18 protein-coding genes are annotated in these 19862 nt (G+C 39.6%); all 18 read right to left on the bottom strand.

Going from position 1 to position 19862, the window contains the following annotated elements:
• Positions 1-318: 318 nt before the first annotated feature.
• The 18 genes from ACZ5OK_RS08575 to ACZ5OK_RS08490 all read right to left on the bottom strand — a co-directional run bounded on the left by ACZ5OK_RS08575 (position 319) and on the right by ACZ5OK_RS08490 (position 19862).
• Positions 319-4611, bottom strand: coding sequence for a PolC-type DNA polymerase III (locus tag ACZ5OK_RS08575; RefSeq protein WP_343841206.1), 4293 nt, complete (start codon positions 4609-4611; stop codon positions 319-321).
• A 73-nt stretch (positions 4612-4684) separates the two neighbouring features.
• Positions 4685-6394, bottom strand: coding sequence for a proline--tRNA ligase (locus tag ACZ5OK_RS08570; RefSeq protein WP_343841203.1), 1710 nt, complete (start codon positions 6392-6394; stop codon positions 4685-4687).
• Positions 6395-6459: 65 nt separating this feature from the next.
• The gene (rseP, locus tag ACZ5OK_RS08565; protein ID WP_343841200.1) at positions 6460-7722 is read right to left on the bottom strand and encodes an RIP metalloprotease RseP; all 1263 of its coding nucleotides are present in this window, start codon (positions 7720-7722) and stop codon (positions 6460-6462) included.
• Between the two features lie 15 nt (positions 7723-7737).
• Complete coding sequence (locus ACZ5OK_RS08560; RefSeq protein WP_343841198.1) at positions 7738-8886, bottom strand: 1-deoxy-D-xylulose-5-phosphate reductoisomerase; 1149 nt, start codon at positions 8884-8886, stop codon at positions 7738-7740.
• Between the two features lie 20 nt (positions 8887-8906).
• Complete coding sequence (locus ACZ5OK_RS08555; RefSeq protein WP_343841196.1) at positions 8907-9701, bottom strand: phosphatidate cytidylyltransferase; 795 nt, start codon at positions 9699-9701, stop codon at positions 8907-8909.
• 15 nt (positions 9702-9716) lie between these two features.
• Positions 9717-10478: an isoprenyl transferase gene (locus ACZ5OK_RS08550; RefSeq protein WP_343841193.1), complete on the bottom strand. Its 762-nt coding sequence runs from the start codon at positions 10476-10478 to the stop codon at positions 9717-9719.
• A gap of 203 nt (positions 10479-10681) precedes the next feature.
• Positions 10682-11239 carry a ribosome recycling factor gene (frr, locus tag ACZ5OK_RS08545; RefSeq protein WP_343841190.1) on the bottom strand — a complete coding sequence of 186 codons (558 nt, stop codon included), beginning with the start codon at positions 11237-11239 and terminating at the stop codon, positions 10682-10684.
• A complete protein-coding gene (gene pyrH / locus ACZ5OK_RS08540) occupies positions 11236-11964 on the bottom strand; it encodes a UMP kinase (protein WP_343841187.1) in 729 nt (242 codons plus the stop codon). The genes frr and pyrH overlap by 4 nt, the downstream gene beginning before the upstream one ends.
• 188 nt (positions 11965-12152) lie before the next feature.
• Complete coding sequence (tsf, locus tag ACZ5OK_RS08535) at positions 12153-13037, bottom strand: translation elongation factor Ts (protein ID WP_343841184.1); 885 nt, start codon at positions 13035-13037, stop codon at positions 12153-12155.
• 134 nt (positions 13038-13171) lie between these two features.
• Positions 13172-13912, bottom strand: a complete 741-nt coding sequence (gene rpsB, locus ACZ5OK_RS08530; RefSeq protein WP_343841181.1) for a 30S ribosomal protein S2 — start codon at positions 13910-13912, stop codon at positions 13172-13174.
• A gap of 155 nt (positions 13913-14067) precedes the next feature.
• Entirely contained in the window at positions 14068-14565 is a 498-nt protein-coding gene (locus ACZ5OK_RS08525) for a DUF6115 domain-containing protein (protein WP_343841179.1), read from the bottom strand.
• A gap of 11 nt (positions 14566-14576) precedes the next feature.
• Positions 14577-14888, bottom strand: coding sequence for a hypothetical protein (locus tag ACZ5OK_RS08520; protein ID WP_343841176.1), 312 nt, complete (start codon positions 14886-14888; stop codon positions 14577-14579).
• Positions 14889-14909: 21 nt separating this feature from the next.
• A complete protein-coding gene (locus ACZ5OK_RS08515) occupies positions 14910-16307 on the bottom strand; it encodes a FapA family protein (protein WP_343841173.1) in 1398 nt (465 codons plus the stop codon).
• A 52-nt stretch (positions 16308-16359) separates the two neighbouring features.
• On the bottom strand, positions 16360-17133 hold the full coding sequence (locus tag ACZ5OK_RS08510; RefSeq protein WP_343841171.1) for a FliA/WhiG family RNA polymerase sigma factor: 774 nt from the start codon (positions 17131-17133) through the stop codon (positions 16360-16362).
• A gap of 30 nt (positions 17134-17163) precedes the next feature.
• The gene (locus ACZ5OK_RS08505) at positions 17164-17661 is read right to left on the bottom strand and encodes a chemotaxis protein CheD (protein WP_343841169.1); all 498 of its coding nucleotides are present in this window, start codon (positions 17659-17661) and stop codon (positions 17164-17166) included.
• Between the two features lies 1 nt (position 17662).
• Positions 17663-18295: a chemotaxis protein CheC gene (locus ACZ5OK_RS08500; protein ID WP_343841166.1), complete on the bottom strand. Its 633-nt coding sequence runs from the start codon at positions 18293-18295 to the stop codon at positions 17663-17665.
• Positions 18296-18301: 6 nt separating this feature from the next.
• Positions 18302-18769 (bottom strand): chemotaxis protein CheW, encoded by a 468-nt coding sequence (locus ACZ5OK_RS08495; protein WP_343841162.1) that lies wholly within the window; start codon positions 18767-18769, stop codon positions 18302-18304.
• A gap of 40 nt (positions 18770-18809) precedes the next feature.
• Positions 18810-19862, bottom strand: coding sequence for a protein-glutamate methylesterase/protein-glutamine glutaminase (locus ACZ5OK_RS08490; RefSeq protein ID WP_343841160.1), 1053 nt, complete (start codon positions 19860-19862; stop codon positions 18810-18812).

The raw sequence follows: 19862 nt of genomic DNA, 5'->3' as shown, positions 1-19862 counted from the left end.
CTCCTTTAGCGTTTATGTAGATTTACCCTTTTGCCGCAGGATTCAAATGATACATCATTTACGATAAAATTCCCTGCTATACAAGCAGGGAATTTTCCTTCAGAGCCATTTGAATCACTAACAGAATCAAAAGAACAAAAACTCACCCATAACAAAATAGAAGTTTATGACAACCAGTTTCTTCCTTTACGGCTGCCAATAAAGTAATAAACCTTCAGGTAATAGGAAAGAGTGGGCTGCCCCACTCTTTATCCTTACTTCGTATCCTTTGTTATACCAACAAAAATATACCATAACTTCATAAACTTTGCAAACATACTAAAAGAGAGATAACTGATTGGCATCCGGTAATCCTTCTAAACAGCCATGCTGATCAAGGTACTCCAATACGGTTTTGGATATTCGACTTCTTTCGCGCAAGTCTTCTTTTGATAGAAATTCGCCATCTTCTCTGACTTTCTGGATATTTAAAGCGGCGTTTGTACCCAGACCGTCAATTGCATTAAATGGAGGGATGAGCGTATCCCCGTCTACTAGAAAATCCTTGGCGTCTGAGCGATACAGGTCTACCTTTTGGAATGAATAGCCTCTTTCGTTCATCTCTAAGGCGACTTCAAGGACAGTCAGTAAACTTTTTTCTTTTGGAGAGGCGTCATTCCCTTTGTTCTGAATCTCTTCAATCCGTTTCCGAATGGCCTGACTTCCCTTTATCATGGTATCCAGCTCAAAGTCACTGGCGCGCACACTAAAGTAGGCTGCATAAAAGTAAATCGGATAATGTACTTTAAAATAGGCGATTCGAATGGCCATCAATACATAAGCAGCTGCGTGAGCTTTCGGGAACATGTACTTAATCTTCTTACAGGATTCAATATACCAGTCTGGTACACCATGCTTCTTCATCTCTTCAATCCAGTCATCCTGCAGTCCTTTCCCCTTACGTACAAACTCCATAATTTTAAAGGCAAGAGAAGCTTCTAACCCTTTGTGGAGCAAATATACCATGATATCATCACGACAGCCGATTACCTCGGGCAGTGTACAAATACCTTTATTAATCAATTCCTGAGCATTGCCCAACCATACATCTGTACCATGTGATAATCCCGATATCATGACTAATTCTGCAAAGGTAGACGGCTTTGTATCTTCCAGCATCTGCCGAACAAACCTGGTACCAAATTCAGGGACACCTAATGTTCCTGTTTTACACATAATTTGTTCAGCATCTACACCAAGAGATTCAGGACCACTGAATATTTTCATGACCTCAGGATCGTCTGTTGGTACCTCCTGAGGATCAATTCCGGTTAAGTCCTGCAGCATACGGATAACTGTGGGATCATCGTGTCCGAGTATATCCAGCTTAAGCAAATTGTCATGAATGGAATGGAAGTCAAAGTGAGTTGTTCTCCACTCAGAACTCCGGTCATCTGCTGGATACTGTATTGGTGTAAAATCATATATTTCCCTGTCATCCGGCACAACGATTATCCCGCCCGGATGCTGCCCGGTTGTTCGTTTAACTCCCGTACAGCCCTGAACCAGGCGATCTACCTCAGTCTGTTTATACGTAATATCGTGATCGGATGCATACCCCTTCACATAGCCATATGCGGTCTTATCTGCAACGGTACCAATGGTTCCTGCACGATACACCTTGTCCTCACCGAATAGAACCTTTGTGTAATTATGTGCCCGTGGCTGATATTCCCCTGAGAAATTCAAATCAATATCGGGAACTTTATCACCTTTAAATCCTAAGAAGGTTTCAAATGGAATATCCTGTCCATCTTTATTCAGACTGGTCCCGCATTTAGGGCAATCCTTTTCTGGTAAATCAAATCCGGAGCCAACAGATCCATCATTAAAAAACTCAGAGTGCTGACAGTTTGGACAAACATAATGTGGTGGAAGAGGATTCACTTCAGTAATTTCTGTCATTGTAGCAACTAACGACGAACCGACAGATCCCCTTGAGCCAACCAGATAACCATCATCCAGCGACTTTTTAACGAGTTTTTGCGAAATCAGATAAATAACGGCAAATCCGTTACCGATAATACTGTCCAATTCTTTATCAAGACGGTTTTTAACAATGTCCGGCAGAGGATCTCCATAAATGCTCTTCGCACGCCCATACGTCATATCCCGCATTTCGTCCTCGGCTCCGTCAATGTTAGGCGTATACAAGTCTTCTTTCACCGGTTTAATTTCATCGATCCATTCACTGATTTTCTGTGTATTCTCAACTACAACTTCAAAAGCCTTATCCTCACCTAAAAAGGAGAGTTCATTCAGCATTTCATCCGTTGTTTTGAAATAAACATCAGGTAATGTCTGCCGGTTTAATGGATTTCCGCTCTGTGAAGCAATTAATATTTGTCGATAAACTCTTTCATGCTTTTCAATGTAGTGGGTATTCCCCGTAGCCACCACAGGCTTGTTTAATTTTTCTCCAAGCTCCGTTAAATTTTTCAAAATATCGAGTAAATCATGCTCATCCCGGACCAGTTCCTTTTCAATCAGATGCGCATAATTGGACGGAGGCTGTATTTCAATATAATCGTAAAAGGCTGCCACATCTTCCGCTTCTTCCTTTGACTTTTGCATCATGGTTTCAAAAAGCTCACCTTTATCACAGCCGGAACCTATTAAAATACCCTCACGATACTTTTGCAATTTTGACCGTGGGATTCTTGGAACTCGGTAAAAATAATCAATATGAGAAATCGAAACTAGTTTATATAAATTTTTAAGCCCTTCCTGATTTTGTGCTAATAATGTTGCATGAAAAGGTCTTGACCGTTGATAGGCATTTCCTTCACCCATATGGTTATTCAGCTGATTATGGTTGGAAATATCTTTTTTAAAGCATTCCTCTACAAGCTTCCAGAGTAAATATCCTGTTGCTTCTGCATCATAAATGGCCCGGTGATGCTGGGTTAATTCAATGTTAAACACTTTACATAGAGTATTTAAACGATGATTCTTTAAATTAGGCAGCAAAAACCTTGCGAGCTCAAGCGTATCAATCACAGGGTTTGGCGCCTTTTCTTTCCCGATTTTTTTAAGTCCGGCATTCAGGAATCCCATATCGAAGCTTGCATTATGTGCAACAAGAATGGCATCCCCCATCCAGGTGTGGAAATCTTCCAGCACTTCATCTACTTCAGGTGCATTTTGAACCATTTCATCCGTGATTCCGGTTAATTCTGTTGTTGTCTCACTCAATGGATGATGAGGATTGGCAAACGATTCGAATCTGTCGATAATTTCCCCCTTCTTCACTTTGACTGCCGCAAGTTCAATGATCGTATCATATATTGCCGATAACCCCGTTGTTTCAACGTCATAGACCACATATTCTGCATCTTCCAGCATTCGATCATGCTCATTATAAGCAATTGGAACACCGTCATCGACTACATTAGCTTCTACCCCATATAACACTTTAATATTATGCTTTTCTCCTGCAGCATACGCTTCAGGAAAGGACTGTACGACAGCATGGTCAGTAATTGCAACAGCAGGGTGCTGCCACTTAGCAGCTGTTTCAATGAGGCGGGATGCTGATACTGGCGCATCCATTTGACTCATCATGGTATGCGCATGTAATTCCACCCTTTTTTCTCCCTCTGGAGCCTGATCAGAGCGTTCACCTTTTTGGATCTGGTTAATATCCCGGCCCATCATGGTTAATTCATTTGTAAAAGTATCCGTTTGAATACTCCCTCGTGCTTTCACCCACATCCCTTTCTTTAACTGTTTAAACTTCTCCTGATCACTTTCACCATTGGAAAACATTTTTACAGTAAGAGAGTCTGTGTAGTCTGTTAATTTTGCAATTAATAAATGACGACCAGATCGCAACTCACGAATATCAACGTCAAAAACATAGCCTTCTATCGTAATTCTCCGCTCCTCTTCCACAATGGTTTCCATCTCAACCTTATCTTCCTGAATAGGATAACCAATGGTAAAGGGCTCATTACTTTTTTCTTCACTTTGTTTTTTTGCTCTTTCTTCTTTATCTTTTACAGCCTTTTGTATAAGATTTTGATCTTCCTGCTCTCTCATTTCGATAAATCGTTTCAAGTCCTCTTCAGACTCTTTGACATTCACGTGAATTTGAAAAGGAGCACAGCCAATCTTGGCACAAAAATCACTTACAGGCTGCTGCAAGCGTTTTTTAATGGCGTGGGATTCCGCCTCATTTCTGGCCAAAATCGTTAGTTTATTGCCATCCAATTCCGGTGTCTGCTGATGAAGAATATCCTTGTAGGCAGGCAGCAAATCAGGGACAGATTGAATGAAAACAGACCAGTACTCATCTATATACTCCCTCTTAAATTCTTGATTTTCCGCTTCTATTTTAAAATCTACAGAAGCTATATGATCAAAAGCTTCATGAATTTTGGTTTCAAATAACTGAAATACATCCGGCGGCAGTACACTCTGAACACGGAATGTAAAGCGCCACATTTTCTCCTTCTTAAAAACGGTTAATTTCTCTAAGGAGGCTTCTTGAAAATATTTATTGATAATGTCATTGGGTAATTGAATTTGCTCCAGCAAAATCTCCATTTTTTCACGGCTGGTGACCGGCATAATTAAATCTCCCCCTGTTAAACTGGAAAACCCCTGTCGTAAATTAGTGACAAGGGTTGAAAAATGCTCTATTCTATTTTACCTCACTGATAAAAGAACGTACAGTATTAATAATTTCTGTTTGCTGAACATCTTCCTGCTCTCCGGAATCTCGATATTTAACCTCGACATAGCCTTCAGCTGCACGTTTACCAACAGTTATTCTCAAAGGTATGCCCATAAGATCACTATCCGCAAACTTCACACCTGCGCGTTCCTGACGATCATCAAATAACACTTCAATACCAGCTTTTTTCAATGATTCATAAATTTCCTCAGCAAGCTCCAGTTGTTCATTTTTTTTCACATTTAATGCCAGCAGGTGAACATGATATGGAGCAACCTGAGCCGGCCAGGTGATACCATTGTCGTCATGATGCTGTTCAACGATAGCGGCAAGGGTACGTGAAACTCCTATACCATAACAGCCCATGATAAATGAATTGGCCTTTCCATTCTGGTCCAAATAGGTAGCATTCATCTTTTCAGAATAGTACCTTCCCAGTTTAAACACGTGACCCACTTCAATACCTCTGGCAAACTTAATTTTACCGTTCCCATCAGGGGATGGATCACCTTCCTGAATAAACCTTAAATCTGCATATTGGCTTACTTTAAAATCACGATCAGGGGTAACATTCATATAGTGATAGCCATCCTCATTTGCCCCGCAGGAAACATTAACCAGAGATTGTACGGCATGATCGGCAACAATATCAATATCTTCAGGGACACCTACTGGCCCTAATGAGCCAAATCCGGCATTCATAGCCTGTCTGGTTTCCTCTTCACTGGCTAAATCAACGAAACTTGCATCATATAAGTTCTTTAACTTAACATCATTGACTTCGTGATCCCCTCGTGTAATGACTAAAACTAATTGCTCGTCCACTTTAAACATGAGAGCTTTTATACCCTGATCCAATGAGTGTCCCAGATAATCTGCCACTTCTTCCATCGTTTTCTGATTCGGTGTTTCCACTTTTTGCAATTCTTTTAATTTTTCATCTGAAGTTTCATATGTTGTTATAACAGGTGCCATTTCGATGTTGGCTGCATAGTCAGATGTGTCAGAATAGGCGATCACATCTTCTCCAACCTCTGACAGAACCATAAACTCATGGGTATCCTTTCCGCCCATAGCTCCAGAGTCGGCAATAACAGCGCGGAAATCCAAACCACATCGGCTGAAAATATTTTTATAGGCATTAAATAATTTTTCATAGGTCTCATCAAGACTTTCAAAACTCTCATGGAAGGAATAAGCATCCTTCATTAAAAATTCACGCCCGCGTAGCAACCCAAATCGAGGTCTTTTTTCATCTCTAAACTTCGATTGGATCTGATAGACGGTTAAAGGCAGTTTTTTATAACTCTTCAGTTCATCACGAATAATACTTGTAATAACCTCTTCATGTGTTGCACCTAAGGCAAATTCCCGTTCATGGCGGTCATTGATTCGCATAAGTTCTGGTCCAAACGTTTCCCAGCGTCCGGATTCCTTCCATAATTCGGATGGCTGTAATGCAGGCATCAGCATTTCTGAGGCTCCTGCTTCATCCATCTCTTCCCTTACAATCTGTTCCACTTTTCTTAGCACACGATTTCCTAAAGGCAGAAAGCTGTAAAGGCCGGACGCAATTTGTCGCATAAAGCCTGCACGAACCAATAATTGGTGACTTTTTATTTCAGCATCATTTGGATTTTCTTTTAAGGTAGGTATTAGTAAATTGCTTTGTCGCATAAACATGCACCTCGATTTCTTATTTAATCTAATAACCTGTTCAATCTAAGGGTGCTTTACACAGCCTATGGAGTGAATAATCGCTGGATATCATTCCATGTTACGACGATCATCAATAACATGAGCAGCGCAAATCCGAGAAAGTGAACAATCCCTTCCTTTTGAGGATCAATAGGTTTGCCCCGAACTGCTTCATACCCCACAAATAACAACCGTCCCCCATCTAAGGCAGGCAGTGGCAATAAATTAATAATTCCTAAGTTCACACTTAACATCGCCATCCAGGTCAGGAATGTGTAGAAACCTGTCTGAACAGCCTGGTCGGTGACATCATAAATACCTACAGGTCCAGCGAGATTGTCAATGGATAGTTGTCCTGTAACGAGTTGTCCAACACTTGTTAAAATCAGCGTTGACAATTCATAGGTCTCTGTAAACCCATATTTCACAATTTCACCCGGCGATTCATCAAATGCCTGTCGAACCCCGATTTGCCCAATTTCTTCACCTTGCTGCCCTTCTATGGCTCTTGGTGTAACCGATAAATTCATGATTTCTCCATTGCGGTCCACGGTCAATTCAACCTCTTCATTTGGATGCGCCTGGATTTCCATTACAAAATCGACCCAAGTATCAATGGATGTATTATCGACTTGTAAAATTCGATCTCCCTGCTGTAATCCTGATTCGTCAGCAGGATAATTTTCGCTGATTTCACCCAGTTGTGCTTCCTCAACAGGTACGCCCTGTGCAAAACCAAGGATGATAAACACGACGATGGCCAGTATAAAATTCATCATCGGCCCCGCAAAAATCTGCATAGCTTTTTTGGGCACTGATTTTGATGCAAATTGACGATTATAAGGCGCTATTTGTGTTTCGTTTTCATCCATAATGAAAAACGCTTTTGGATCAACGTCAAATGTTAAACGCTCTTCACTATCCACATCATAACCGGTAATCATTAATTCATGATCCAAATCAACACGTTCTACTTCAATCACACGGGCATTTGGATGCTTGGATTTATTATTTACAATAATTTTATTGACTTTTCCAATTTGATTAAACTCAAGACCAATATGCTGACCAGGCTTCAGTTCAATAATTTCAGGATCTTCCCCTGCAACTCTTACATAACCACCAATAGGAAGCAGTCTGACTGTATATAGAGTTTCATTTTTTCGATATGAAAAAATTTTGGGTCCAAACCCAATGGCAAATTCGCGAACTAACATCCCTGCTCTTTTCGCGAAAATCATATGGCCAAACTCATGAATAAAGACGAGCAGACCGAACATAAAAATAAAAGCAATAACCGTATTCAAAGAAAGCACCTTCCTTTAGTTTACATAAGATTTTACTCGTTGCCTTGTTGATTGATCCACTTCTATAATTGTAGATAAATCTGGTTCCTGTATTATTGTATGCTTATCCATTGTTTTTTGAATAAAATCTTCTATCTCAAGGAAAGAAATTTTATTATTTAAAAACAATTCTACCGCCTGTTCATTGGCAGCATTCAGCACTGTCGGCATGGTGCCACCGATTTTTCCTGCATCATAAGCCATTTTTAAACAAGGAAAGCGTTCCAGGCTCATCCTTTCAAATTGCAGTTTTCCTATATCCATTAAGTTTAACGCTTTTGCATTTGAAATATCAAGCCTGTTTGGATACGTTAATGCATATTGTATGGGTCCTTTCATATCTGTGGTCCCAAGCTGTGCCATTATACTATGATCCTTAAACTCAACCATGGAATGAATAATGCTTTCTCTATGTAAAATTACATCAATCTGCTCGAAAGGAATATCAAACAACCAATGGGCCTCTATGACTTCCAAACCTTTATTCATCATGGTAGCCGAATCAATCGTTATTTTAGCTCCCATACTCCAATTAGGATGTTTAAGAGCATCATGCCTGGTCACATTCTGAAGCTCTTCTCTTGATTTATCTCTAAAACTGCCTCCTGAGGCTGTAATGATAAGTCTTTTAACCTCATCTGCCCGCTCACCTTTCAGACATTGATGGATGGCGGCATGCTCACTGTCAACAGGAAGAAGCTGAACTCCATGTTTACGTGCCTCTTTCATAACAAGATGTCCGGCGGTTACCAGTGTTTCCTTATTAGCAAAGGCAATTCTTTTCTTCTCCTTTATAGCGGCCAAAGTTGGTTCAAGACCAACACTTCCCAGGACAGCATTCACAACCATGTCCACTTCAGGAAGGGTGGCAACTTCAGTCATTCCCTCATTTCCAACTAATAGTACGGGATTGTAAGTGATTTTCCTTTCCAATTCCTGTTTCGCCTCTTTATTACTCACAACAATATATTGAGGGCGAAACTCCTCGATGATAGGAAGGGCTTTTTCTGTGCTTGTTCCATAAGCAATGGCATAAATGTGAAATTGTTCTTTTAACTCCCGTATGACCTCAACTGTTTGAAGGCCTACGGATCCTGTAGCACCAAGCAGGGTAATATTTTGCATCAACACCGCTCCTAAACCTGTTAATTAAAAAAGCCAATAAAATATAACACAGGCAACATAAAGATTAAGCTGTCAAACCGATCTAATATGCCACCATGACCCGGTAAAATCTTACCGGAATCTTTCACATCATATGTACGTTTAATGGCCGATTCCACTAAATCACCAATTTGACCTACCATTGAAGCAATGATTGTAATCCCGATCATAGATAAAACCGAATAGTCCCCAATAGCATAGATGAATTGAAAAATAACAGCTACTACGCAAGCCAGTATAATTCCACCTATAAACCCTTCGACAGTCTTTTTCGGACTAATGTTCGGCCAAAGCTTTCTCTTTCCTAATGATCGGCCCACAAAATATGCTCCTGTATCAGTTGCCCAGATGACAACCAATACATAAAGCAGGTATTCAAGACCTGACTCTCTAGCCAGCATGAGACAATAAAAGCCAATTCCCACATAAACAATAGAGGTTGCTAAAAAACCAGTATCCTCAAAAGTAAAAGTGTTCTTTTTCAGCACCATATACCCTAATAATACAAATACGCCTAAAGCAAGCCACTCCAGCTTACTATAGTTTTCAAGAAAAGTTATGGGTAACATAGAGGAATCATATAAAAGGATCCATAATGAAAGCATTGAAATGGTTGTCGGCCAGGATATGATAGGAATATTACGCATTTTGAGCAATTCCAAGAGTGATACGGAGGCTAAAAGGTAAATAACAAGCTGAAATAGCCATTGTCCATATATGACAATGGGTACAAATAAAAGTAATGCTATAATAGCGGTCAATACTCTTTCTTTCATGCTTTCTTCAACACCTTAAATTCCCCCATATCTTCTTTTACGGTTCTGATAATCTATGAGGGATTTTTCAAATTCAATTTCGTCAAAGTCCGGCCATAGTACTTCTGTAAAGTAAAATTCAGCGTAAGCAATCTGCCATAATAAAAAATTACTAATGCGAATTTCTCCACTGGTGCGTATTAACAAGTCTGGATCTTCATAGTCCTTCGTATACAATCTTTCCGAAATCGCTTCCTCATTAATATCATCCTTTGACATCTGCTGCTGTTCAATATCATGAACAATATCCTTCACAGCACCAACGATTTCATTTCTGCTTCCATAATTTAAAGCAAAATTCAGGATGAGCCCATCATTCTGAGCAGTTTCGTCTATAGAAGTCTGAACAGCCTTTTGAGTATGAACAGGAAGGGCACTAAAATCACCGATTGTTCGTACTTGAACATTGTTATCTATTAATTCTTGTAAATATGTATCTAAAAATTCACTTGGTAATTTCATAATATAATCCACTTCAGATTTAGGGCGCTTCCAGTTCTCTGTGGAGAAAGCATATAATGTTAGAACATTCAGCTTAAGTTCAACCGCTTTTTTTACAATTTTTTTTATTGTTTTCATTCCTTCTTTGTGTCCCGCAGCTCTTGGCAGACCTCGTTTTTTCGCCCATCTTCCATTTCCATCCATAATAATAGCGACATGTCCTGGCAGGCTTTCATTTGTTTGTATCGTACTGCGTTTTCTATTCTTACTTTTTAAAAAAGGAATCCGTATTGCCATAAATTAAATCCTCCAGTCAGGATTTATCTATCCATTTAATAAGTACAAATATTATAAATCAATCACTAAGGAGAAAGAAAGACTTTCTTTCGAGTTAATGATAATTGGATGTGAAAAATCCCCCATGCAGTGGGAGATTTATCAATCCTTTTCTTTTTTTATGGAATGAATAAGGAGCTCACATAAACAAGCAGATGTGAGCATTAAACCTCCAGGATTCCATCTTCTTTTTCTTTTGTTAGTTGATCAATTTTATCAATGTATTTGTCTGTTTCTTTTTGAACATCATCCTGAAAGCCATGCAGTTCGTCTTCTGTCAGCTCTCCATCTTTCTCCATTTTCTTCAGCTGATCATTACTGTCACGACGAATATTACGGATTTGTACTCTTGCTTCTTCGGCATATTTACGGACAATTTTCACCAATTCCTTACGGCGTTCTTCCGTTAATGCTGGAATATTAATACGAATCATATTCCCGTCATTATTTGGAGTTAACCCTAAATCTGCTTTTTGAATAGCTTTTTCCATGTCACCTAATGCACTTTTATCAAATGGAGTAATCACAAGTAAACGAGCCTCTGGTGCTGAAACATTTGCTAATTGGTTCAATGGGGTCATTGTACCGTAATATTCCACTAATACGCCATCTAAAATAGATGGATTCGCGCGGCCTGTACGTATGGTTGCTAATTGTTTTTGATAGGCATCTTTTGCTTTTTCCATTTTCTCCTGGGTTTCTTTAATGACTGCTTGACTCATTTTTCTTTCCCCCTAACAATAGTTCCAATATTTTCTCCTTGAACAACACGTTTAATATTTCCTTCTTCCGTAATAGAAAACACAATAAGCGGGATATCATTGTCCATACAGAGTGAAGATGCTGTTGAATCCATAACTTCTAATCCTTCATTTAAAATATCTAAATAGGATAACTGTGTATACTTTTTAGCATCCTTATTTTTTACAGGGTCAGCATTGTAAACCCCATCAACATTATTTTTGGCCATTAAGATAACATTGGCTTCAATTTCAGCAGCCCGCAATGCTGCCGTTGTATCTGTTGAAAAGTACGGATTACCTGTACCCCCTGCAAAGATCACCACACGTTTTTTCTCCAGATGACGCATAGCTTTTCTCCTAATGTATGGCTCTGCAACCTGCCTCATTTCTATAGATGTCTGCACTCTGGTTGGAATTCCAATGTTCTCGAGACTATCCTGTAAAGCCAGTGAATTCATGACAGTTGCCAGCATTCCCATATAGTCAGCAGTAGCCCTGTCCATACCTACCTCACTGCCTACTTTACCGCGCCATATGTTTCCGCCACCTACAACGACTGCGACTTCCACACCAAGCTCTGCTACTTCTTTCACTTGCTGGGCAATTGATTTTACAATAACAGGGTCAAGTCCATAGCCGGCATTTCCACTTAGAGCTTCTCCACTTAACTTAAGTACAATTCGTTTATACTGGACTGATGTCATAGTAACCTCCATCTATTATCAATTTTTCACATTCTATAAAGTTCACCCTTATAAGATAGCGAAAAATTGATAAAATTATGATTTGGTTTAAATGTGTTTATTTCCGGGATATCTTTAGTATGTAGGATTTTTGAAAATAGGGAACACCACGTGTCCCCTATTTTCAAAGTCAAAACTCTTTTGTGGTGTTATTTTTTAACTTGACCCATAACTTCATCAGCGAAGTTTTCTTCACGTTTTTCCATTCCTTCTCCTACTTCATAACGTACAAATTGTTTCACAGTCGCATTGTTGGATTCTACAAATTTCTTAACGGTTTGATCAGGGTCTTTTACAAATTCCTGTTCAAGAAGACAGATGCCCTGGAAGAACTTGCCGAGACGCCCTTCTACCATTTTTTCAACAATATGCTCTGGTTTCCCTTCATTCAGGGACTGCTGCTTAAGTACTTCGCGCTCACTATCTACTTCTTCTTTAGGTACATCATCACGGGATAGATACTTAGGATTTACAGCAGCTACGTGCATAGCAACATCTTTAGCAACGGACTCATCTGTTGTTCCCTCAAGAACAGTTAGTACACCAATACGTCCACCCATATGAAGGTAAGTACCAAATGCATCACTATCTGTTTTTTCGGCTACTGTGAAACGGCGAAGAGAAATTTTCTCCCCAATTTTAGCAATCGCATCTGTGATGTAAGATTCTAAAGTTTCGCCTTCACCATGTAATTTTTGCTGCAGAGCTTCTTCAACGGTTGCAGGCTTTTGTTTAACAAGGTGTTTTCCAAGATCAGCAAGAAGATTTTTAAACTGATCATTTTTTGCAACAAAGTCTGTTTCAGCGTTCACTTCAAAAATTACAGCAGTATTTCCATCCACTTCGATGTATGTAGATCCTTCTGCAGCGATACGATCAGCTTTCTTTGCCGCTTTTGCAATACCTTTCTCACGAAGAAAATCAACTGCTTTTTCCATGTCACCATCTGTTTCTGTTAATGCTTTTTTGCAGTCCATCATTCCTGCACCTGTTTTTTCACGTAACTCTTTTACCATTTTTGCTGTTACAGCCATGACATTTCCTCCTTAACCTTCCATGATAATAATGGTCTTTATTATTATTCAAATGGTACAGCTTTCATATCCATTCTCTTTGATAAAAAAGGTGATAAAAGGCTTTTTCCCTCTTATCACCTTCAAAACCTTTCTTACTCTTCTACTGGTTGTGCTTCTTCTTCTTCTTCTTCTGCTACTTCTTCGCTTGTTTCACCTTGACGAGCTTCAAGAATTGCATCAGCCATTTTGCCGGTAAGAAGTTTTACAGCACGAATTGCATCATCGTTTGCCGGGATAACATAATCCACCTCATCCGGATCACAATTCGTATCAACCATTGCTACAATTGGAATGTTTAATTTATGTGCTTCAGCTATTGCGATACGCTCTTTACGAGGGTCAATAACAAATAGCACGTCAGGAATTCCTTCCATATCCTTAATACCGCCAAGGAATTTTTCAAGGCGATCTTGTTCCTTCTTAATCATAACAACTTCTTTTTTAGGAAGAACATCAAAAGTTCCGTCCTCTTCCATGCGCTCAATATCTTTAAGACGCTGGATACGTTTGCGAATCGTTTCAAAGTTCGTTAACGTACCACCTAACCAGCGCTGGTTTACGTAGAACATACCGGAACGTGCTGCTTCTTCACGAACAGTATCCTGTGCCTGCTTCTTAGTACCTACAAATAGAACAGTACCTCCATCAGCAGCTACATTCTTCACGTATTCGTATGCTTCCTCAACCTTCTTAACTGTTTTTTGAAGGTCAATAATATAAATGCCGTTTCTCTCTGTGAAGATATACTTCTTCATTTTTGGATTCCAACGGCGAGTTTGGTGACCAAAATGTACACCAGCCTCTAAAAGTTGTTTCATTGAAATTACTGACATTCTTTCTTCCTCCTATAAAATGGTTTTGGCCTCCGTCTGTCTCATCTTTATACAGGGACTTCCCTACTTGAAAGCACCTCCTGCACAATCGACAGACGTGTGTTTTACACCAAAAGTAAATATATCATATGGACAGTATTCATTCAAGCAGAAATTTATGATTGTGATTGAAATTTAATAAACAACTCAATTTCTGTTTTCCCTTTGTTCAATTTTTGAGCAATTTCTTCAGTAGAAAGTCCCTCATTATATAATTGCAGCGCTTTTGCGTGATCTGATACTCCCTCTGCTTCATCCTCCACTATAATGGATTCCGGATTATATTTCTCCACGTTTTTGGTTTCCTTTGCAGTTGTTTCCTTTTTCTGTACCGGTTCCACGTATGTATCCAGGGTTGGACTTGAGTTTTGCCGGGAATCTGGTGCTGTTTGTTTTTCTTTCACATTTTTGCCATTTTCATTCAGAATATTCAATAGACGTTCATTTTCCTTTTTCATCTCGGTAATATAGGAGGAAAGCATTTCTTCCATTTCTTTTCTTTCCTGCACGGACATACCTGATGAATTCTGTGAAAACCGTCGATAAAGATAAATGATAAATATAAATACAATCGCATGTAAAATCAGACTGAATATAACTAAAAATTCTATCATAGCTTCCATTCCTATCTTGTTAAGTCAAATCGATTTCCTAAATAAGGATGTTTCTGTTTCTGTCTGAATAAATTTCTTTCCATTTCCCGTCTGTTCAAGGAGGTCCCGGGAGAGTCAGAACGTGCATCATCATTCTGGAGACGTTTGTGCTCTTTTTGTCTGAGTTCATTAACCTTTTTTCGTCGCCTCTCCTCTTCCTGCTGCTTAGCCTGAGCCAGATAATGCTGACTATTCGCCGATCTTTGTTCAAGCTGTTCCTGAATCTGGCCGGCATCCTGTGTCCGTGGCAGAGCAACCTGCATTTCTACAGCTTTCCAGCTCATAAAGAGTCAACCTCCATCCCATTAATGAAATGGTGAAACCTGAATTTCAGAGCCCTCTAACTTTATTTTCACATTTCTGGATTGAGTCAAAAAATTCTTCTGGTATTTACCAAAGTTGACTTTAGAGTTTGGGTACAGTATACCATGAATATAAAAAACAGGCTGGGAAAAATCAACATTTATTTCCTTCTTTTCCGAAAGCTGTTTTTGTACTTCTAAATATTCTGATGTTGCTGCTCGCAAGGACTTTTCCTGCTTTAGGAGAGTATCTTTTTCACTGAATGTTAATTCTCCTCTTATGGATGCTATTTTTTTCAACTTTTCACCTAGTTGTTTCAGTTTATTAATGGTATTTTTAAGTTCTGTTAAACGATCCTCTAAATGCTGTAAGGTATCTAAATGATCCTTATTTTCACCTAAATATATATTTGTTTCCGCTTCCAGGCGATTCCCCAGATCCTTCACATATATATGCTGTCCGGCAGACAAATGGCCACCAATGATACTTCCTCTTTGACAGAAGATGGTTTCCCTTGCTGTACACTGACTGAGCAAAATAGATTGTTCAACAAAAATGTTTCTTCCAGCTTCCACATTTCCCTGATTTATATATTTTGTATGGACGTCCAGGCCGGAACGCACCATACCTTTATGAACCGCTGATATTCCTTTTTGTATAAAAATAGAGCCACCAGCTTCTAATACTGCACTTTCAACTAAACCCATAACGTGGATATCACCCTTTGCTTTAACGGTAAAGCCTGAGGGAATATCGCCATGTATAACCACTGAACCGTTAAAATCAATATTTCCGGACCGCAAATCAACATCATGATTGACCTCATAAGTCGGTAATACTTGTATGGAACGATCTACAAGAGAAACCTGACCATCCATTGTTGCTATAAGGGTATCCTCGCTTGCCCATTTTGTGTTTTTACCTGCCTTCACACGGGCAATCTTTCCCTCCTGCGGCTTCACTTCTGCGCCGAAAACGTTTAAACCTGAATTTCCATCTGTTGGTGGAATCATCTTTAAAATCGGTTCTCCGCCTGTAACCTTTGGAATTTTCATAACTTCCCGGAAATCCAGGTTTTCCTTTTCCTCAATAGAAAGGTCTGATTGCAAATTTATGAAAAATTCAACCCTGCCATCCTTTCCGTGTTCAACTGGTTGTCCAGCTGCAATCAAACAGGGAAATGTGACTAAGGATGGATTTTCCGTAATCCTGTTTATTTGTTCATCAAGATGACCGAAAGTAATATTACTCTCATCAAATAGCTCCTGTAGATCCTCAATCGTGATCTCATCTCTTTCAAAATCTCTTTCAAAATCCCCTCTTAACTCAAGATAAGCTTCCATTTGATCCTCTGTAACGCTAATCCTGAACCAATCCTTTGCTGAATTTAATGATACCATATTGTCCTTCCCCCCATTTATGGACTAAATACGGATATAACTTCTGAAGACCTTAGTCAATGACTTGTAAAAGGACCTTTCTGAGCTTAAAAACTGCACGGCTGTGGATTTGTGAAATTCTTGATGTTGAAAGCTCTAATACCTCTCCTATTTCAGTTAAAGTTAATTCCTTATGATAAAATAAACTAATGACCATTTGTTCCTTTTCATTTAAAGTTTTAATTGCCTTACTTAATTCACCAACTTTTTCCTGATCGATAAGCTGATCCTCTGGCAGGGATTCCTTTTCATCCGGAATCATGTAACCAATACCTTCTGCGTGCTGGCCATCCTCATCACTTGATTTTTCCTCAATGGATAAGGTGTTTGCATAAAGGGTATCTTTCATGACTGTTAATACTTCCTGACTGGAGATTCCCATCTTATCCGCAATTTCCTCAGGCTCAGGCTCTCTGCCCAGCACCTGCTCCAAGTCTTCTGCAACAGCATCTATTTTTTTCGATTTCTCACGGACTGTTCGTGGAAGCCAATCCTCTCTTCTTAATCCATCCATGATAGCACCGCGAACCCGGAAAGACGCATAGGTATCAAATTTCAAGTCTCTCTTATAATCAAACTTCTCAATAGCATCCACCAATCCTAATAATCCGAGACTTTTAATTTCCTGCCGACTGACATTTCCAGGCAAATGGGCAGAAATTCTTCTTACGTGATAATCGACTAAAGGCATGTATTGGGCAACAAGTTCGTTCCCCGCATCCTCATTTCTATGTTGTTGCCACTTATTCCATAATGACTGTAAATCGGGAGCCTCCTGCTGCTTCATCCCTTGACCTCCTTCAGACGGTAAATCCTGTTAAATTTCTTTTATTCCCTCATTTACTGTACGTATCGTCAGCATGCCGGTCACAAAACTAAATTCAATCGTTCGACCGTTTGAACCTCCAACCTCTTCACTAATCAATGGAATACGAAGGCTTGATAGCACCTGCTTAACCGCTTCTATATTACGAGGTCCAATTCTCATCATATCCTGTGCTGCAGAGAGCTGAAACATTTGCGCACCCCCGGCTATTTTGGCTTTTAAGTAATGGGAACGTGCTCCATTTTGTTTTAATAAGGTTATGGCTTCCCGGATTCCTGTGTCTGCATATTTTGCCCTGTTTAAATTATCTCCCCTGAACGATGATGAATCAGGGAGCATGATGTGTACTAAAGCAGCCAACTGTTCACGAAGATCATAAATCAAAACTCCAACACAAGAGCCAAGTCCGGAAGTACGAATTTTACCTGGACCTTTTAAAATCCCTATATCTGCTATACCTACTTTTACAATTTCTCCTGCAGTCTCCATACTAACGAGGAGCTCCTAAAGCATTAAAAATTTTGTCAAAGGAATTAGGGTCAGGCAGGAGAAAGAACTGTCCTTTCATCTGGTCATACTGATCCTTTTCATCTAATAACAGCGTTTCAATAAAAATCGCCTGGTCAGCAACCTGGGAAATCTCCACTAATCCTGCCGTTAAAATAGCACCAACCATATCAAAAGCTGCTGATGGTACAGACGGCTGAATGTTGAGGTTTGTCATATCGGATAAGGCACTTAGGTACGATCCGCATAATATGTTTCCCAACTCCACATAAGCGGAAACAGCAAGATCAGAATAGGGTGGAGACTGAAAATGGAAGTCGTCATTCCCCGTCATTTCCCTTATAAGCATACTTGCCTCGTGCGGAGGGAGTACAAAAAACATACTGCCGGAAATATCCCCTTGAATTTTCACAAAAATAGAAGCAATTTCTTTCTCCGGACCACCTGTCATGTCCATCATTTCATCAAAACTGACGATATTTACTTCAGGAACTTTCATTTGTATTTTCCGGTTTAATAAAGCTGATAAAGATGTAGTTGCATTTCCGGAACCGATATTTCCAATCTCTTTTAATATATCTAAATGTAAGCTGGAAAAAGAAAACGAATCATTCATAATGTTCTACCCTTCTACCTGTGATATTTCAGTTATCTCCTCTTCCGAAAGGACTTTTTCAATGTTTAAAAGAATTAATAATCGATTGTCTAATTTTGCAACTCCCCGGATATAATCTACATCCACTGATCCTATTACTTCTGGCGGAGGCTCAATCGCATCGGCTGAAACATCGATAACATCATTAGCAGTGTCGACAATCATTCCAACTTCTTTATCTTCCAGTGAAACAATAATTATTCTGGTGCTGTCGTCATATTCCGCTGGCTCTATTCCGAATCTTTCCCTTAAATCAATAATCGGAGTTACCACACCTCGAAGATTAATAACTCCTTTTACAAATTGAGGTGTCCCGGGAACTCGTGTTACTTCCACCATACGCTCAATGGAACCTACAGCGTCCACCGGGGCTCCGTACTCTTCATTCTTTAATTGAAAAACGATTACTTTTTCATTCCGTTGTTCTTTTGTCATCTGCATCATTCCCCCTTACGTTATTATCTGCAAATCCCCTTCAATTTTGAACAAGCTCACATAGCAGGGATCCCATTTGATCTATGCTTACTACATGATTGACCTCTTTTGTATTTAGAGCTGCTTTGGGCATCCCGAAAATCACAGCTGATTCTTCAGATTCGACAATGACCTTTGTCCCCTTATCCTTTTCCTTCAATGTTTGAATCCCTTTCGATCCATCCGAACCCATACCTGTCAGAATTAATGCATATTTTTCATAATGTTTCAGATCTGCTGCAGATTCAAACAATTTATTGACAGAAGGGCGATGTCCGTTCACCGGCTCGGATTGTACAACTAAAGCAGTCAATGAAGTTCCTGTTCGTTTAATTTCTAAGTGATAATCGCCAGCGGCAATGTAAACCACACCTTTAGATAATATTTCTCCATTCACTGCCTCCTTAACAGACAGTTTGGACTCGCGATCTAAACGTTCAGCCAGTGATTTTGTAAATGCAGCAGGCATATGCTGGACAATTAAAATTGGAGCCGGGAAATCATCAGGCAAAGCAGGGATCAGAGATTGTAAAGCTCTAGGTCCACCAGTTGAAACACCTATAACAACAATCTTCTTCTTTTGGCTGACGGTACTGTCAGTTCGAGAAGATGCGGGTTTTGGCAAAGTTGCTTTTGTATGAATTTGATGGACATTAACAGTTGCGGCGTGTTTTACTTTCGAAATGATTTCATACTCTGTTTTGTAGATATCGAGCGAAATAGACCCGGAAGGTTTCGTAATAAAGTCAATCGCACCCAGGTGTAAGGCCTGAAGAGTGCTGTCTGCTCCGGATTTAGTCACACTTGAAACCATAACAGCCGGTACTGGACATTCCTTCATAATCTTTTCTAATGCTTCAATCCCATTCATGACAGGCATTTCCACGTCTAAAGTAATGACATCAGGTGAAAGACTTTTGATTTTTTGAATACCGTCCTGTCCATTTCGTGCTGTTCCAACAACCTGGATTTGATCATCCTGATTTAAAATATCTGAAATCATTTTACGCATAAATGCCGAATCATCTATGACCAGTACTCGGATGTTTTGCAT

The sequence above is a fragment of the Salinibacillus aidingensis genome, assembly GCF_055393355.1.
This window is presented reverse-complemented; position numbering and strand designations above follow the sequence as displayed.

What these genes read in the sequence shown, in the direction of transcription:
- rpsB (WP_343841181.1), bottom strand. Translation starts at nt 13,912, where the DNA reads ATGTCAGTAATTTCAATGAAACAACTTTTAGAGGCTGGTGTACATTTT.
- ACZ5OK_RS08505 (WP_343841169.1), bottom strand. Translation starts at nt 17,661, where the DNA reads ATGGAGACTGCAGGAGAAATTGTAAAAGTAGGTATAGCAGATATAGGG.
- ACZ5OK_RS08520 (WP_343841176.1), bottom strand. Translation starts at nt 14,888, where the DNA reads ATGAGCTGGAAAGCTGTAGAAATGCAGGTTGCTCTGCCACGGACACAG.
- ACZ5OK_RS08525 (WP_343841179.1), bottom strand. Translation starts at nt 14,565, where the DNA reads ATGATAGAATTTTTAGTTATATTCAGTCTGATTTTACATGCGATTGTA.
- pyrH (WP_343841187.1), bottom strand. Translation starts at nt 11,964, where the DNA reads ATGACATCAGTCCAGTATAAACGAATTGTACTTAAGTTAAGTGGAGAA.
- ACZ5OK_RS08510 (WP_343841171.1), bottom strand. Translation starts at nt 17,133, where the DNA reads ATGAAGCAGCAGGAGGCTCCCGATTTACAGTCATTATGGAATAAGTGG.
- ACZ5OK_RS08500 (WP_343841166.1), bottom strand. Translation starts at nt 18,295, where the DNA reads ATGAATGATTCGTTTTCTTTTTCCAGCTTACATTTAGATATATTAAAA.
- ACZ5OK_RS08550 (WP_343841193.1), bottom strand. Translation starts at nt 10,478, where the DNA reads ATGGCAATACGGATTCCTTTTTTAAAAAGTAAGAATAGAAAACGCAGT.
- ACZ5OK_RS08575 (WP_343841206.1), bottom strand. Translation starts at nt 4,611, where the DNA reads ATGCCGGTCACCAGCCGTGAAAAAATGGAGATTTTGCTGGAGCAAATT.
- tsf (WP_343841184.1), bottom strand. Translation starts at nt 13,037, where the DNA reads ATGGCTGTAACAGCAAAAATGGTAAAAGAGTTACGTGAAAAAACAGGT.
- frr (WP_343841190.1), bottom strand. Translation starts at nt 11,239, where the DNA reads ATGAGTCAAGCAGTCATTAAAGAAACCCAGGAGAAAATGGAAAAAGCA.
- ACZ5OK_RS08515 (WP_343841173.1), bottom strand. Translation starts at nt 16,307, where the DNA reads ATGGTATCATTAAATTCAGCAAAGGATTGGTTCAGGATTAGCGTTACA.
- ACZ5OK_RS08560 (WP_343841198.1), bottom strand. Translation starts at nt 8,886, where the DNA reads ATGCAAAATATTACCCTGCTTGGTGCTACAGGATCCGTAGGCCTTCAA.
- ACZ5OK_RS08570 (WP_343841203.1), bottom strand. Translation starts at nt 6,394, where the DNA reads ATGCGACAAAGCAATTTACTAATACCTACCTTAAAAGAAAATCCAAAT.
- ACZ5OK_RS08555 (WP_343841196.1), bottom strand. Translation starts at nt 9,701, where the DNA reads ATGAAAGAAAGAGTATTGACCGCTATTATAGCATTACTTTTATTTGTA.
- ACZ5OK_RS08490 (WP_343841160.1), bottom strand. Translation starts at nt 19,862, where the DNA reads ATGCAAAACATCCGAGTACTGGTCATAGATGATTCGGCATTTATGCGT.
- ACZ5OK_RS08495 (WP_343841162.1), bottom strand. Translation starts at nt 18,769, where the DNA reads ATGACAAAAGAACAACGGAATGAAAAAGTAATCGTTTTTCAATTAAAG.